Here is a 15086-nt window from a genome sequence, read left to right as displayed (position 1 = left end):
GATTGTTACAAACCGGTTTAACTCCTTTATAAAGTATGAAACGCGTTTCCTGTCAAAGGTATTTCAAAAAAATAATCCGTTATGCGATTATACACATAACGGGTTAAAATTAAACTGTAGAGCGTTCCACAAGTTCGTATGGAATTTCCAGCTTTTCTTGTTCAGAACTCTCTTCATTCACTTTTCTATGCAACATTTCAAAAGCAGTTTTCCCTATCTCCTTTAAATTTTGATCAATAGTTGTCAATTGTAACACTTGCGAGATAGGTTGATTATCAAAGCCAATAATCGCTAAATCCTCAGGAACTTGAATCCCTAATTTTTCAACCTCTGTCATAACCCCAATCGCAACTTCATCGCCTGCTACTATTAATGCTTCAGGAAGATCCTGCATCTCTTTTAACTTATGAGCCACTTTCACACCATCTTCTAGTGTAAAACATTCTGTAAAAATCCATTCTTCATTAACCTCTTCGTCTATAGATTGCAATTGCTGTTTATAAACATCAAAACGCTTTTGACTACTCGGCCCTAATTTTCTTCCCGTACAATAACCAATTTTTTTATAACCTTTCTCAATCAAATAATCCATTCCTAATTGAAAGGCCGCTGAATGATTCGTATATACACTTGAGATGTTTGAAATATCATTATTATCTTCACAAGCAATTATTGTGCCGTAAGAAGCATACGGTTCTATCGTTTCCCAATCATTTGCACGTGAACAAATAATAAGACCATCCAATTGTTTTGTTTTTAACATATGTAAACTTTTCATTTCTTCTTTTTTATTATAATTCGTTTGGCAAAGTAGCACCCTGTAATTATGAGTTAACGCTCCCTCCATCATTCCCCCTACCATTGCATCAAAGCTCGGGTGATTAATGTAAGGTAGAATTACACCAACAATATTCGTCTTCCCTTTTGATAAATGAACAGCATTTGCGTTTTGCGAGTAATTCAATTTCTCAACTATCTCTATAACCGCTTTTCTTTTTTCTTCACTTACATATGGGTGATCATTCAACACTCTCGAAACAGTCGTAACTGAAACTCCCGCCATCTTTGCGATATCTTTAATATTAGTCATACACTCACCTCTATCTTTAACTTAATGAATCCCATGAACATATGTCAAATCTTCTTATCATTACACCTTCATTCGTTTCTCTTACAAAAGTGTAATTTTTCTGTAAGCTAATTCGATAGTGACTTTCCGCAACATTTCATACAATTAAGTCAGAAACAAGGTAACAACTATTCGAAAAGGAGCGGATTAATATGATGAACAAAATAAAAACGAACAATTTCTTACATACAATGGGCATGGTATTTTCCGCTCTTATCGACGCAAAAGCTGTTGCTTCTACATTAAACAAGTAAGGAGAATGTATTATGAATAACATCACTTTTAACAAATTAGATTTTTTAGGACTAGCTAGTGGCTCGATTCTTCTTACTGCTTTTATTTACGCCGCTACGCTTGTATAACTTTGTGTCCCCTTTCCCCTTTATATAGAAAAAGACGACCGTCTATGCCCGGTCGTCTTTTCTTATTTTTGATTTGATTGCAAAGCTTCTTTTAACTCCTCAAACTTCTCATTTAATTGATCTGTCATCATTTTCATAGCAGTTTTTCGATCTATTTGTTCTCCAGCCTCAATTTGAATCGGATCTCCAAAAATCAATTGTGCCTTTTTCCCCTTTATTAATTCTTTTACACTTGATGGACCAACATAAGCTGCCGGCACTAAAGGTACATTAGAACGCATCGCAATTGTCACAGCACCCGCTTTTAATGAAACATCTTCCGCTGATCTCGTTCCACTCGGAAAAATCCCTACTACCTTTCCTTCTTTTAATAAACGTGATGGAATTTTAAGTGTACTTGGTCCCGGATTCGCGCGATCTACAGGGAATGCATTTACATTTTTAAAGAACCAATTTTTGAATTTCCCTTCAAATAATTCTTTTTTTGCCATGTAATGAATTTGAGTTGGGTACATCCCTGTAGCTAACATTAATACATCCATAAAACTTGTATGTGTACACGCAACAACATACGGACCACCTTCCGGTAACTTTTCTCTTCCTTGCACTTCTACTTTCCCAGCTGTTTTAAATATATATTTCAACAAAAATGTAATTGGTTTATACATTGGTTTCGTTCCTTTCTAAACATCCGAAGTATAATCATATTCTTATAACGATTATAACACTAAGTTTTAGGAGTTGGTAATAAAATTAAGTATGAATTGTTAAATTTCAATTCTTACAAAAGTGTAATTTTCTTGTAAGCTAATTCGATAGTTACTTCTCACTATATTTCATACAATTAAGTCAGAAACAGGGCAACAACTATTCGAAAAGGAGTCGATTGATATGATGAACAATATGAAAATGAACAATTTCTTACATACAATGGGCATGATATTATCAGCTCTTTTCGACGCAAAAGCTGTTGCTTCTACATTAAACAAGTAAGGAGAACTCATTATGAATAACATCACTTTTAACAAATTAGACTTTTTAGGATTAGCTAGCGGCTCTCTTCTTCTTACTGCTTTTATTTACGCTGCTATGCTTGTATAACCTTGTGTCCCCTTTCCCCTTTATATAGAAAAAGACGACCGTCTATGCCCGGTCGTCTTTTTAATTTTTTCTTTCTTTCAATTCTTTTAAAAGCTGTATTAGCTCAGCTTGTTGTTTTATCTTTTTACGACCATTTCGATTAATTGCTGCAAGCTCACAGGCAACTCCGACGGCGAAGAAAAACAATAAACTTTCTAACATGTGAAATCCTCCATTTGCCTATTAAACAGCTTGACGTAATTGTTCTTCTTGTAAAACTCTCTTATTTATATTTTCTTCTTTTCTCTGACAAACGTTATTGCGAATAAGCGCTGCAATAACAAGTACAGTCCCTATAATATCAAACATTGTGATTTGATACCCTTGCATCATCATAATAGCTAAAGTCGTAATTGGTACAAAATTAATAAATAAAATCCCATTAATGGATGATAAAATTTTCACACCATAGTTCCAAGCAAGTAGCGCTACAATACCTGGCAATGTCATCATAAATAACAAATCATATTTCACAATAGAAATCGTTCCCATACTCGGAACTGAAATATATCCAAGCGACGTAATAATTACCGTTATAATCGCTGTAACAGTCGTACCGAATACACACGTCAACGTAGAATAACGTAATGTTGACCAATCACTACAAGTTTGACCACCCATCGTATAAATAACCCACCCTACAACACCAATAAATATAAACGCTAATGGGAACATATTCTCTTTCAATGTTACAAAGAAACTCATGTCACCTTTTGTAATAACAAACACAGCTCCTACAAAAGCAATAACCATACTCGTTATCATATACTTCTTCGGTTTTATATGCTTATATCCCCATAAAATACAAATAGAAATCATCGGCATAAGTGCTTCCATAATGGAAGCTACCATTACACCCGACTTACCCATTAACATTTGCCCTAAAAATATGAGGACATTATATACTGTAAATGCCATCGTTCCAAAAAAGACGAGTAACTTTCCTCTTCCCTCTAAACAAAATGCCTGTTTTCCTTCTTTCACTAACAACAATACAATCAGCATTATCGCCACTGCTCCATAGCGAATAAGCGAAAAATAAAATGGATCTATGTATTCTAGTGCATGATCAGCAACTGGAAACATCGCTCCCCATGACATACTCGCAATTAAACACGCCAAAGCCCCTATTATCATTTGACCTCTTCTCACCGCAATCCCCCGTTTCTTTCTATTTGCACAAAGAGAATTGTAAAAGAAAAAATATATCACGTAAAATGATTCAAAATGATGTTAACTATCATTTATAATGATAGTTAACATCAAGGGGGATTACAAAATGGAATTACGAAACTTACAAATCTTTAAAAGCGTTGCCGATCAGGGTAGTGTAAGTAGCGCAGCAAAGGAATTAAATTATGTACAATCAAATGTAACTGCACGTATTAAACAACTAGAAAACGAATTAAAAACCCCACTCTTTTACCGCCATAAACGAGGAATGACTTTAACAGCTGAAGGAAGAAAAATGCTCGTTTATGTTAGTAAAATTTTGCAAGATGTCGACGAACTAAAACAAGTATTTTTAGATAGCGAAACACCTTCTGGTATATTAAAAATCGGTACAGTCGAAACAGTAAGTACACTGCCTACCATTTTATCTTCTTACTATAAAAGTTATCCGAATGTCGATTTATCATTACAAGCAGGTCTAACAGAAGAATTAATTAGAGAAGTACTTGATCATCAATTAGATGGCGCCTTTATATCAGGTCCTATTAAACATCCACTAATCGAACAATACGATGTTAGTACAGAGAAATTAATGCTTATAACACAAAATAAAGCCTTTCATATAGAAGAATTTACAACAACGCCTCTACTCGTTTTTAACCAAGGATGTGGATACCGCTCCAAACTAGAACGTTGGCTTAAAGATGAAGGTTTGCTACCAAAAAGAATTATGGAATTCAATATATTAGAGACAATATTAAACAGTGTTGCACTCGGTCTCGGAATTACACTCGTACCACAGTCTGCTGTCCATCATCTTTCTAAAGCAGGTAAGGTACATTGTCATGCAATCCCTGAAAAATACGGCAGTATTTCAACGGTTTTCATACGCCGTAAAGATAGCTATATGACGAATTCAATGCGTAGTTTTTTAAAAACAATTGAAGACCATCATCATATCAATATGCTGTGAAAGACATTCTTACATGAATGTCTTTTTTTCTTACAAAAGTGTAAGTCTTTCGTAAGCTAATTCGATAGTTGCAAGTATCCATATTCCCTATAATTAAGACATAAGCAGGGCAACAACAACTCGAAAAGGAGCGGATACGCATGATGAACAATATGAAATCAAATAAATTTTTAAATACAATGGGCATGGTGCTATCCGCACTTGTCGATGCAAAAGCTGTTGCAACTACATTAAACAAATAAGGAGAGATTATAATGAACAACATTACTTTCAACAAATCAGACTTTATCGGACTTGCAAGTGGAGCTACTCTTCTTACGGCTTTCATTTATACACTTGCTCAAGGTCTTATTTAACACTTTGTTTCCCCAAACCCCTTTATATATAGAAAAAGCTGCTCGTCTTATAGACAAGCAGCTTTTTAGTTTGTCCCGCTTTAATGGGCAGCCCGACCCCCACCTCAAAATTCAGCGAAAGCAAAGAAGTTAGGTGGGGGTCGGGCTGCCCATAAAAGTCCGATTGGTGAAGGCTAATAATCAGTGGGGGATGAAGAACCCCCCCACTGATTAAAGTTTCACTTTATTTCATATACAATTTGACCTGTTTTCGTAATATCATATCCGCCAATCGCATTTAATTCATTATGAAATTCTTCCGATTGCAGAATGTCTTTCACAACTTCAATCAGCTCTTCATTTTCTTTATTCTTCAAAATTACTAAATCATACTGTTCTTTCATGATTGGAATAAAGTCCACATTTACAATTTGCGAAAACTTTTCTGAACCTACTCCTACATCAGCTTTTCCATTTGCAACTTGCGTGGCAACACCAAGATGATTCGATTCTTCCCATTCATATCCACTAATATCAGCTTTATTTAATTTTTGGATTCGTAATTGTTCATCCACTAACACTCTAATACCAGAACCCTTTTCTCGATTCACAAACTTTATAGTGGACCCGGATATGTCAGCCCATGTCTTTATTTTCTTCGGATTTCCTTTTTGAACATAAAACCCTACATTTCTGGACAATAAATTAATCATAAGACATGGCTGTCCTACTAAAATACGTTTTACGTAAGGAATATTATATGTACCCGTTTCACCATCAAACAAATGCAAACTAGCGATACTTCCTTCTCCTTGATACATTTTCACTAAACTCGTTAAGCTACCTTGATACGCTCTTAAAACATTAGAACTTGGCAAACGATTTTCTATACGTTTAGCTAACATATCTAACGTTAGTTCTTGACCACTAATAATACACGTGTTCAAGATACTACTACCATCGTTTTTTACAGGATTAACTTGTACTTTCCCTGTTTTCATTTGCTTTATATATTGATCTAAATCTGCTGCATCAATGCGCATCTGTCTACCAACTCTATAAGAAGGAAGTTCTCCTTTTTTAATTAAGTCGTATACAGTTAATTTTGATACTTTTAATCGCTTTGCTACTTCTTCCGTTGTGTAGGAATGATGATCCATAGACGATTCCTCACTTTCTCCTTTCATTGTAACAAAGAAAAGAATATTTCTCCTATTTTTTAAAAATAGACATATGTTCAAATTATATTCAATTATAACTAGTTATATTTAGTTATATTTAGTTATAATTAGATGTGTCAAAATGAAAGGGGATTTTTTTATGAATAAATTTATATTACGTTTCATCGGGGCACTTATACTTTCTTTCCTTCTTATATTTAGCGCTGCTTGTACAAGTGGGGAAAAGCATACAAAGTCAGCTGCTAAAGAGGATAAAACAGTTGAACTGACTATCTCAGCTGCTGCAAGCTTACAAGATGCATTAAAAGAAATCGAAAAACAATATAAAGAAAAAGAGCCAAATATCAAACTTTCTTTTAACTTCGGTGCTTCTGGAGCACTTCAACAACAAATTGAACAAGGTGCACCTGCTGATTTATTCTTCTCAGCAGCAGAAGATAAATTCCAAACCCTTGTAAAAAAAGGATTCATTAATGAAAAAGAAGGGAAAAATCTTCTTGGAAATGAACTAGTTCTAGTCATCCCTAAAGATAGTTCTCTTACAAAATTTCAAGATTTAAAAGATGAGAAAATCAAAAAAATCGCACTTGGTACACCTGAATCTGTACCTGCTGGCAAATATGCAAAGGCTTCTCTAACACACGAAAACCTTTGGAATGATGTTCAAAATAAAGTCGTATTTACAAAAGATGTTCGCCAAGTGTTAACATATGTAGAAACAGGGAATGTCGATGCTGGTATCGTATACAAAACAGATGCTCTCATTTCGGATAAAGTAAAGATTGGTGAGACAGCAGCAGCTATTTCTCATGAGCCAATCCACTATCCTTTAGGTGTTATAAAGGAATCTAAACATAAGAAAGAGGCGACTTCATTTTATGAGTATTTGCAGTCAAAAGATGCACAATCTATCTTTAAGAAATATGGATTTACAGTCCTGTCGTAATTACTATGAGCATTGATGCTATTTTATCGCCTGTCTTTCTATCTTTAAGAGTAGCTGCATGCGCCACTATTCTCGTTACAATTTTAGGGACGATTGTCGGGCGAGCACTAGCTCGCTCCTCATGGCGATATAAAGTACTATTAGAAACCATATTTTTATTACCAATGGTACTTCCACCAACTGTTATCGGCTTCTTTCTCATTATCATCTTTGGAAACAACAGCCCGATCGGAAAGTGGGTTGAATCATTATTTCAGCAGTCTATTATGTTCACATCTACTGCTGCGATCATTGCTTCTACAGTTGTTGCATTTCCGCTTATGTACCAATCAGCGAAAACGGGATTTTCTATCGCAAATGTACAAATTGAAGAAAGTGCTCGTGACCTTGGCGCAAGTGAATATCAAGTTTTTCTGCACGTTACACTTCCGCTCGCATTTCCTGCCTTACTAAGCGGGATGATTTTGAGCTTTGTCCGCGCGCTCGGTGAATTTGGTGCTACACTTATGTTTGCCGGGAACATTCCTGGTAAAACACAGACAATCCCAACTGCAATTTACATGGCTATTGATGCAAGTAATATGCAACTCGCATGGACACTTGTAGTTATTACTATCGGTATGTCACTCGTATTTCTACTATGTATTCAACTTATTAATAAAAGAATTACTAACTCTTAAAGCAGCTTTTTTCAAAGCTGCTTCTTTATTTCTTAGGAAATAAAATATACCACCGGTAAATAACTGAATTTTACCTCTTATTAAAATATACATTTTATTTGAATTCACTTTCTAAAATAGGCAATTTCCTGTTATTATATGGAGGTGTTTCAAAAAATGAAGAAATGAAAACGCATTTATATCGTGAATTCTTCATCCTGTTTTAGCGATCGGTAATCTTCTACTCTATTAGTGGGGCATTACCGATCGTTAGAACGATATGTAACTATATTGGTATAGCAAACCGAAGGGAGTCTTGTAATGGACATTTTATTAGCGCTTCTTCCTGCAATTGCATGGGGAAACATCTTATTAGTAAGCGTAAAAATGGGCGGTGGTGCATATAGCCAAACGGTAGGTATGACAATCGGTGCTCTATTCTTCGCAACAATTATGTATGTATTTACTCAACCAGCTTTAACAATGACAATCTTAATTGTTGGTTTTATTTCAGGTTTATTCTGGGCTTTAGGACAAGTAAACCAATTAAAAACAGTTGAAAAACTAGGTGTTTCAACTACTGTAACGATTTCTACTGGTATGCAACTTGTTGCAACTTCTATCTTTGGGGTTATCGCTTTCCGTGAGTGGACTACTACTACAACGATTATTCTGGGAACGATTGCAATCCTATTAATCGTAGTTGGTGTTGTATTCACATCATTAGATGATAAAGAAAATGCTCAGCCACCTGGACAATTGAAAAAAGGACTTCTTACTTTAATTGTTTCTACTTTCGGCTATCTTGTATATGTAATTATTATTCGTTGGTATAATATCGATGGTTGGTCTGCTATTTTACCACAAGCAGTTGGTATGTTTGTTGGGGCGGTTGTACTGACATCTAAACATAAACCATTTAACAAATATGCAATCCGTAATGCTTTATCTGGTTTACTATGGGGAACTGGAAACTTATTCTTACTTCTTTCACTACCACGTGTCGGAGTAGCAACAAGCTTCCCATTATCTCAAACTGGAATCGTTATCTCAACATTCGGTGCGATTGTATTCTTAGGTGAAAAGAAAACAAAACGTCAATTGATCTTTATTGCACTAGGTAGTGTTTTAATTATTGGCGGCGCTGTATTACTTGGTATGACAAAAGCATAATCTTATATTCTATTAGTAAACCCCTGGAGCATATGTGCTTCAGGGGTTTTTCAATTCTAATTATTTTCTAGATATAGTTATTTGTATGTTCTTGTCCCTTATAATTGCTCTTCCACTCTAGCAAACCAGCTACACATATAAAGAGATTAATAACAGCTAATATTAGCATGAATTTCCGCCTTCTCATTATCCATTCCATTTACGATAAGTCTTTTCTTTTTACAAAATTCTCTTAAAGATGTTATCGTTTTTTATAACATATCTCTACTGGAAAGGAATAAAGGATATGCTCACTAAACATCGAATTCTATTTATTGGTGCTGGTCGTATGGCAGAAGCTATATTTTCCGGATTACTTAAAACAAGCAAAGAATACATTGAAGAAATTATCGTTTCTAACCGAAGTAACGTAAAAAAGCTAGAACAATTACAAGCACGATATAATGTGTCTACTGCAACAGATTGGAAGCAGCATGTTACATCTGTTGATACGGTTGTTTTAGCAATGCCACCTTCTGCTCATGAAGAGTTATTAGCTGAGCTATCTCCGTTAATATCAAATCAACTAGTCGTAACGGTAGCAGCTGGCATTGGACCATCTTATTTAGAAGCTAGACTCCCAAAAGGCACGCCTGTTGCTTGGATTATGCCTAATACAGCTGCTGAAATTGGCAAGTCTATCTCCTTATATACAATGGGACAATCAGTAAACGAGATACATCAAGAAACCTTGCAACTACTTTTAAAAGGTATTGGTACTTCGCAACTTTGTACTGAGGAAGAAGTTCATCAGCTTACTGCAGTTACTGGAAGTGCACCAGCCTTCCTTTATTACTTTGCTGAAAGCTTAATTGAAGCAACAAAAAGTTATGGAGTTGATGAAGAAACCGCAAAACATCTTGTGATTCAAATGATTTCTGGCTCTGCTTCTATGCTTGAACAAACGCAAAATCCAGCTAACCTTCGCGAACAAGTAACAACGCCAGATGGTTCCACAGCTGAGGGTCTCAAAACTTTATACGAATATAATTTTTCAGAGGCAATTCAAAAAGCAGTAGAAGCAACAAACAAAAAAGCTAGGGGGAAATAATATGATTTTAACAAGTTTAAAAGACTATACAACATTACATAACGGTGTAAAAATGCCTTGGTTTGGTTTAGGTGTTTTTAAAGTAGAAGATGGTTCAGCAGTAATTGATTCTGTAAAAGCAGCAATTAAAAATGGCTACCGCAGCATCGATACTGCAGCAATCTATCAAAATGAAGAAGGCGTTGGGCAAGCGATTCGTGAATCCGGTGTTTCACGTGAAGAATTATTTATTACCTCAAAAGTATGGAATAGCGATCAAGGATATGAAACAACACTTCAAGCATTTGAAACTACATTAGAGAAATTAGGTCTAGAATATTTAGATTTATATTTAGTACATTGGCCTGTAAAAGGGAAATATACTGAATCATGGAAAGCATTAGAAACACTTTATAAAGATGGCCGTGTTCGCGCTATCGGTGTGAGTAATTTCCACATTCACCACTTACAAGACGTATTTGAAATTGCTGAAATTAAGCCAATGGTCAACCAAGTGGAATACCACCCACGTTTAGCACAAGAAGAGTTACATGCATTCTGTAAAGAACATAATATCCAGCTTGAAGCTTGGTCACCATTAATGCAAGGACAACTACTAGATAATCCAACGTTACAAGAAATTGCGACAAAATATAATAAATCAACTGCGCAAATTATTTTACGTTGGGATTTACAAAACGAAGTTGTAACAATTCCCAAATCAATTAAAGAACATCGCATTATTGAAAATGCAAACATCTTCGACTTTGAATTAAGTGCTGATGATATGAAAGCAATTCAAGCTTTAAATGAAGATCGTCGCGTTGGTCCAGATCCAGATAACTTTAACTTCTAGTAGAAAAACCACTGCCATATGCAGTGGTTTTTCTATTTGAGAAAACTGAAAATTTAAACTATATTTCATTTAGTTGACACTTCATTATTCAAGGTGTAAGATTTTGAATTATCAAAGAAACACAAAAATTAATAAAATTTATTCGTTTACTCATTGTATCAAGAGAGGTGGAGGGACTGGCCCTTTGAAACCTCGGCAACAGGTTCATTTTGAATACTGTGCCACTTCCTGCAAGCTTTATGCTTGAAAGATAGAATGAGGGACTTCGTTTATATACGGGTGCATAACTTGTACGTAAAAATCCCTCTTTCTCAATATGAAAAGAGGGATTTTTTATTTTTCATTTCCCTCATCATCATCCAAACTTAATTATTTAGGAGGAAAATCAAATGAAAAAGAAGTTTGTACCCGGTATTGCATCAGTTGTAGGAGTAAGTATTTTATTAACTGGTTGCGGTAGTTATAAAAACGAAGCAAGTGGAGCAAATGCAAAAGACGAGGCACCTAGTAAACAGGTTTTAAATTTATCTTCACCTACTGAAATACGAACAATGGATACGGCTCGTGCTACAGATACTGATTCTGGTCAAGTAATGAGAAACGTATTTGAAGGTTTGTATAATCTTGGTGAAGGTAACAAACCTGTTCCTGGTGTTGCAAAATCTCATGAAGTAAGTGGCGATAAAACGAAATACACATTCCATTTGCGAGATTCAAAATGGTCAAACGGCACTCCTGTTACAGCTAAAGATTTTGTGTTCGCTTGGCAACGTGCCGTAGATCCAGCAACAGCCTCTGAATATGCATTTTTATTCTTTGATATTAAAAACGCAACAAAAATTAACAACAAAGAACTTCCAGCCGACCAACTTGGTGTAAAAGCAGTTGATGACCATACGTTTGAGGTAGAATTAGAGCGTCCTGTTCCTTATTTTATTAGCTTAACAGCGTTCCCAACATTTCTACCAATTAATGAGGAATTCTTTAAAGTACAAGGTGATAAGTACGCTTTAGAAGATAATACAATCTTGTACAATGGAGCTTTTACACTAAGCGATTGGAAGCACGAACAAAGCTTTAAATTTAAGAAGAACCCTACCTATTGGGATAAAGATACTGTCAAACTAGAAGAAATCAATTTTAATGTCGTAAAAGAAAAATCAACAGAAGTAAATTTATTCGAGTCAAAACAATTAGATCGTATAAAACTAACATCTGACTTCGTCGATAAATATAAAAAGGATGCTAACTTTAAAGAACGTCCAAACGTAGGCGTACAATTTTTACGTATGAATCAACAAAACAAAGTACTTCAAAACGTTTCTGCACGCCAAGCAATTGATCAAACAATTGATAGAAAATCCTTTGTAAATACGTTATTAAATGATGGCTCTACACCAACATTTGGTCTCGTTCCAAAAAACTTTGCAAAAGGACCTGAAGGAAAAGACTTCCGTACTGCAAACGGTGATTTAACAAAAGTTGATACAAAATCTGCACAAGAGTTATGGAAAAAAGCTAAACAAGAGCTTGGTTCTGAAAAGATAACATTAGAATTATTAACGAGTGATGCTGACCTTGATAAGAAAACTGGTGAATTCTTAAAAGGACAACTAGAAAAGAATCTAGATGGATTAACAGTAAATATAAAACCTCAGCCGCGTAAGCAACAAGTTTCGCTTTTATTAAAAGGTGACTACGAAATCGGAATTGATGGCTGGAGCCCTGACTTTGCGGATCCAATTACATTCCTTGAGCTATTTACAACGAATAACCCTTATAACTTAGATCATTACTCTAATAAGGAATTCGATGAAACAATAGCAAAAGTGAAAACAACTTTAGCTGGTGATGAAAAAGCTCGCTGGGAAGCATTACTAGCATCCGAGAAAATATTATTTAAAGACTCTGTTATCGCTCCTCTTTACCAAAAAGGCGAATCTTATTTAGAACGTTCTTATGTGAAAGGAATTGTGCAAGTAGACTTTGCAGGTCAATTAAACTTCAAGTGGGCAAAAATTGAAAAATAAAGTGAAACTTTAATAAGTGGGGGTTTCTTCATCCCCACTTATTATTAGCCCACACTAATTGTTTTTTTAGCAAAATATATTAAAAATAGGTTCTCTCACACATGAGAATCTGCTTTTTTAATATATTATTCTAAGAAATTAACAATCTATTTTTATTATTGACATATAGTTCTTTTCAGTGTTAATATTCTAAATAATCAAAGAAACAAAATATTTAACCATCAAAATATAATGTCTACTACGTTGAAACATATAACGATAGATTATAGTTCAACATGTATATACATATAGAACACCTGATTACCTATAAACAAATATTTATAATAGGTTTTATCTCCTTCTATAGCTACTTCAAGACACGGACATTATGACGTTACGAACAACACATTTAGGGAGGAACGAACAATGAAGAAAAAAGTTGTACCTGTTGTTGCATCTGTTTTAGGGGCAAGTCTATTACTAACTGCTTGCGGGGGAAATAAAGATAATGCAAGCGGAGCGAAAGCAAACGATAAAGCACCTGATAAACAGGCAATTAACTTATCATTCGCTTCAGAAATTCCAACAATGGATGTTGCAAAAGCAACGGATGGGGAATCCATGAACGTAATGCGTAATGTTTTTGAAGGGCTATATGCAATGGGAGAAGATAATAAACCGGTTCCTGGTGTCGCTGAGTCGGTTGACATTAGTCCCGATAAAACAAAATATACATTCCATCTCCGTGATTCAAAATGGTCAAACGGTACTCCTGTTACAGCAAAGGACTTCGTCTTCGCTTGGCAACGTGCCGTAAATCCTGATACAGCAGCTGAATATGCATTCTTATTCTTCGATATAAAGAATGCGAAACAAATAAACCAAAAACAATTACCGGTTGATCAATTAGGTATTAAAGCTGTCGATGACAAAACTTTAGAAGTACAACTAGACCGTCCTGTTCCCTACTTCTTAAGCTTAACTACATTCTCAACATTCTTACCAATTAATGAAGAGTACTTAAAGTCTCAAGGCGATAAATATGGTTTAGAAACAAATCATTTAATTTATAACGGTGCTTTCACATTAGATAACTGGAAACATGAACAAAGCTTCCAATTGAAGAAAAATCCTAACTATTGGGATGCTAAAACTGTAAAATTAGAAGAAATCAACTTCAATGTCGTTAAAGATAAGTCTACAGAAGTGAACTTATATGATTCAGGACAAATTGATCGTGTTGCTTTAACTGCAGAGTTTGTTGATAAATATAAGAGCGATCCAAACTTCAAAGAACGCGCTGAAGTCGGCATTCAATTCTTACGATTAAATCAGAAAAATGAAACATTAAAAAATCAACATGCACGCCTTGCTATTAACGGCGCAATGAATAAAAAAGCTTACGTAGAAACAATCTTAAATAACGGCGCTGTTCCAGCTGAAGGAATGGTTCCTGCGAAATTTGCAAAGAGCCCAGAAGGCAATGACTTCCGTAAAGAAAATGGAAATCTAGTCAAGGATGATGTGAAAACAGCGAAAGAAAACTGGAAAAAAGCAAAACAAGAACTTGGTACTGACAAAGTAACAATCGAACTATTAACAAGTGACAATGCTTTAGCTAAAAAGACTGGTGAATATTTAAAAGGTGAATTAGAAAAGAACCTAGATGGATTAACAGTGAATTTAAAACCACAACCACGTAAACAACAGCTAAAACTACTATTAAGTGGTGACTATGAAATTGGTATTGACGGCTGGGGCCCTGACTTCGCTGATCCAATTACATTCTTAGATTTATTTACAACAGATAGTGCTTATAACTTCGATAAATACTCTAACAAAGAGTACGATGAGCTAATTCATAAAGTGAAAACAGATTTAGCTGGCGATGAAAAAGCACGCTTTGAAGCAATGAAGCAAGCTGAAAAAATTCTATTACAAGACGGCGCTGTCGCTCCTTTATACCAACAAGGCCGTTCTTACTTACAACGCTCTTTCATTAAAGGACTTGTAACAACTGACTTCGGTGGTGAGTTTAACTACAAGTGGACAGAAGTTACAAAATAATAAGTGCTAATAAA

The 15086-nt window shown here is 35.0% G+C and carries 16 protein-coding genes and 1 riboswitch; of the genes, 11 read left to right on the top strand and 5 right to left on the bottom strand.

The genetic code is table 11. From position 1 onward, the window contains the following. Positions 1 to 109: 109 nt before the first annotated feature. On the bottom strand, positions 110 to 1090 hold the full coding sequence (locus DN399_RS01185; protein ID WP_006919721.1) for a LacI family DNA-binding transcriptional regulator: 981 nt from the start codon (positions 1088 to 1090) through the stop codon (positions 110 to 112). A 305-nt stretch (positions 1091 to 1395) separates the two neighbouring features. Here DN399_RS01185 and DN399_RS01180 point away from each other — a divergent pair, with 305 nt between their 5' ends. Continuing rightward, entirely contained in the window at positions 1396 to 1491 is a 96-nt protein-coding gene (locus DN399_RS01180; RefSeq protein WP_001059999.1) for a DUF3948 family protein, read from the top strand. Between the two features lie 62 nt (positions 1492 to 1553). Here the strand turns inward: DN399_RS01180 and DN399_RS01175 are convergent, their stop codons facing one another. Next, positions 1554 to 2159, bottom strand: a complete 606-nt coding sequence (locus DN399_RS01175) for a lysophospholipid acyltransferase family protein (RefSeq protein ID WP_000277778.1) — start codon at positions 2157 to 2159, stop codon at positions 1554 to 1556. Between the two features lie 337 nt (positions 2160 to 2496). On the opposite strand from DN399_RS01175, the gene DN399_RS01170 reads away from it, so the two are divergent. Further along, positions 2497 to 2592, top strand: coding sequence for a DUF3948 family protein (locus DN399_RS01170; protein WP_064774791.1), 96 nt, complete (start codon positions 2497 to 2499; stop codon positions 2590 to 2592). A 60-nt stretch (positions 2593 to 2652) separates the two neighbouring features. Here the strand turns inward: DN399_RS01170 and DN399_RS01165 are convergent, their stop codons facing one another. After that, positions 2653 to 2793, bottom strand: coding sequence for a YrzO family protein (locus DN399_RS01165; protein WP_000894065.1), 141 nt, complete (start codon positions 2791 to 2793; stop codon positions 2653 to 2655). Between the two features lie 21 nt (positions 2794 to 2814). Next, positions 2815 to 3783: a DMT family transporter gene (locus tag DN399_RS01160; RefSeq protein WP_149149287.1), complete on the bottom strand. Its 969-nt coding sequence runs from the start codon at positions 3781 to 3783 to the stop codon at positions 2815 to 2817. Positions 3784 to 3910: 127 nt separating this feature from the next. Between DN399_RS01160 and DN399_RS01155 the strand changes: the two genes are divergently transcribed. Both DN399_RS01155 and DN399_RS01150 read left to right on the top strand, forming a co-directional pair. Then, positions 3911 to 4777 (top strand): LysR family transcriptional regulator, encoded by an 867-nt coding sequence (locus tag DN399_RS01155; protein ID WP_149149286.1) that lies wholly within the window; start codon positions 3911 to 3913, stop codon positions 4775 to 4777. 254 nt (positions 4778 to 5031) lie between these two features. Next, positions 5032 to 5133: a DUF3948 family protein gene (locus DN399_RS01150; RefSeq protein WP_001060017.1), complete on the top strand. Its 102-nt coding sequence runs from the start codon at positions 5032 to 5034 to the stop codon at positions 5131 to 5133. Positions 5134 to 5351: 218 nt separating this feature from the next. On the opposite strand, the gene DN399_RS01145 is transcribed toward DN399_RS01150, so the two are convergent. After that, the gene (locus tag DN399_RS01145; protein ID WP_012593135.1) at positions 5352 to 6272 is read right to left on the bottom strand and encodes a substrate-binding domain-containing protein; all 921 of its coding nucleotides are present in this window, start codon (positions 6270 to 6272) and stop codon (positions 5352 to 5354) included. Between the two features lie 160 nt (positions 6273 to 6432). Between DN399_RS01145 and modA the strand changes: the two genes are divergently transcribed. The 7 genes from modA to DN399_RS01110 all read left to right on the top strand — a co-directional run bounded on the left by modA (position 6433) and on the right by DN399_RS01110 (position 15072). Continuing rightward, the gene (gene modA / locus DN399_RS01140) at positions 6433 to 7239 is read left to right on the top strand and encodes a molybdate ABC transporter substrate-binding protein (protein ID WP_049106460.1); all 807 of its coding nucleotides are present in this window, start codon (positions 6433 to 6435) and stop codon (positions 7237 to 7239) included. A 5-nt stretch (positions 7240 to 7244) separates the two neighbouring features. Continuing rightward, positions 7245 to 7919, top strand: coding sequence for a molybdate ABC transporter permease subunit (gene modB / locus DN399_RS01135; protein ID WP_000020526.1), 675 nt, complete (start codon positions 7245 to 7247; stop codon positions 7917 to 7919). A 300-nt stretch (positions 7920 to 8219) separates the two neighbouring features. Next, positions 8220 to 9071 carry a GRP family sugar transporter gene (locus tag DN399_RS01130; protein WP_000353544.1) on the top strand — a complete coding sequence of 284 codons (852 nt, stop codon included), beginning with the start codon at positions 8220 to 8222 and terminating at the stop codon, positions 9069 to 9071. 286 nt (positions 9072 to 9357) lie between these two features. After that, complete coding sequence (proC, locus tag DN399_RS01125) at positions 9358 to 10161, top strand: pyrroline-5-carboxylate reductase (RefSeq protein ID WP_149149285.1); 804 nt, start codon at positions 9358 to 9360, stop codon at positions 10159 to 10161. 1 nt (position 10162) lies between these two features. Continuing rightward, positions 10163 to 10996 (top strand): aldo/keto reductase, encoded by an 834-nt coding sequence (locus DN399_RS01120; RefSeq protein ID WP_149149284.1) that lies wholly within the window; start codon positions 10163 to 10165, stop codon positions 10994 to 10996. 152 nt (positions 10997 to 11148) lie between these two features. Beyond that, positions 11149 to 11253: riboswitch (SAM riboswitch) on the top strand. Between the two features lie 132 nt (positions 11254 to 11385). After that, positions 11386 to 13026 carry a peptide ABC transporter substrate-binding protein gene (locus DN399_RS01115; RefSeq protein WP_000726482.1) on the top strand — a complete coding sequence of 547 codons (1641 nt, stop codon included), beginning with the start codon at positions 11386 to 11388 and terminating at the stop codon, positions 13024 to 13026. 405 nt (positions 13027 to 13431) lie between these two features. Next, on the top strand, positions 13432 to 15072 hold the full coding sequence (locus DN399_RS01110; RefSeq protein ID WP_000731090.1) for a peptide ABC transporter substrate-binding protein: 1641 nt from the start codon (positions 13432 to 13434) through the stop codon (positions 15070 to 15072). The last annotated feature ends 14 nt before the right edge of the window (positions 15073 to 15086 follow it).

Source organism: Bacillus sp. AR4-2 (assembly GCF_008274865.1).
Lineage (GTDB): Bacteria > Bacillota > Bacilli > Bacillales > Bacillaceae_G > Bacillus_A > Bacillus_A cereus.
Note: the sequence above shows the minus strand (reverse complement) of the source record. Positions and strands in the feature narration are given on the sequence as shown.

Bases quoted from the DNA above. Each gene is read 5' to 3' on its own strand.
- DN399_RS01185 (WP_006919721.1), bottom strand. From the start codon at position 1,090: ATGACTAATATTAAAGATATCGCAAAGATGGCGGGAGTTTCAGTTACG.
- DN399_RS01180 (WP_001059999.1), top strand. From the start codon at position 1,396: ATGAATAACATCACTTTTAACAAATTAGATTTTTTAGGACTAGCTAGT.
- DN399_RS01175 (WP_000277778.1), bottom strand. From the start codon at position 2,159: ATGTATAAACCAATTACATTTTTGTTGAAATATATATTTAAAACAGCT.
- DN399_RS01170 (WP_064774791.1), top strand. From the start codon at position 2,497: ATGAATAACATCACTTTTAACAAATTAGACTTTTTAGGATTAGCTAGC.
- DN399_RS01165 (WP_000894065.1), bottom strand. From the start codon at position 2,793: ATGTTAGAAAGTTTATTGTTTTTCTTCGCCGTCGGAGTTGCCTGTGAG.
- DN399_RS01155 (WP_149149286.1), top strand. From the start codon at position 3,911: ATGGAATTACGAAACTTACAAATCTTTAAAAGCGTTGCCGATCAGGGT.
- DN399_RS01150 (WP_001060017.1), top strand. From the start codon at position 5,032: ATGAACAACATTACTTTCAACAAATCAGACTTTATCGGACTTGCAAGT.
- DN399_RS01145 (WP_012593135.1), bottom strand. From the start codon at position 6,272: ATGGATCATCATTCCTACACAACGGAAGAAGTAGCAAAGCGATTAAAA.
- modA (WP_049106460.1), top strand. From the start codon at position 6,433: ATGAATAAATTTATATTACGTTTCATCGGGGCACTTATACTTTCTTTC.
- modB (WP_000020526.1), top strand. From the start codon at position 7,245: ATGAGCATTGATGCTATTTTATCGCCTGTCTTTCTATCTTTAAGAGTA.
- DN399_RS01130 (WP_000353544.1), top strand. From the start codon at position 8,220: ATGGACATTTTATTAGCGCTTCTTCCTGCAATTGCATGGGGAAACATC.
- proC (WP_149149285.1), top strand. From the start codon at position 9,358: ATGCTCACTAAACATCGAATTCTATTTATTGGTGCTGGTCGTATGGCA.
- DN399_RS01120 (WP_149149284.1), top strand. From the start codon at position 10,163: ATGATTTTAACAAGTTTAAAAGACTATACAACATTACATAACGGTGTA.
- DN399_RS01115 (WP_000726482.1), top strand. From the start codon at position 11,386: ATGAAAAAGAAGTTTGTACCCGGTATTGCATCAGTTGTAGGAGTAAGT.
- DN399_RS01110 (WP_000731090.1), top strand. From the start codon at position 13,432: ATGAAGAAAAAAGTTGTACCTGTTGTTGCATCTGTTTTAGGGGCAAGT.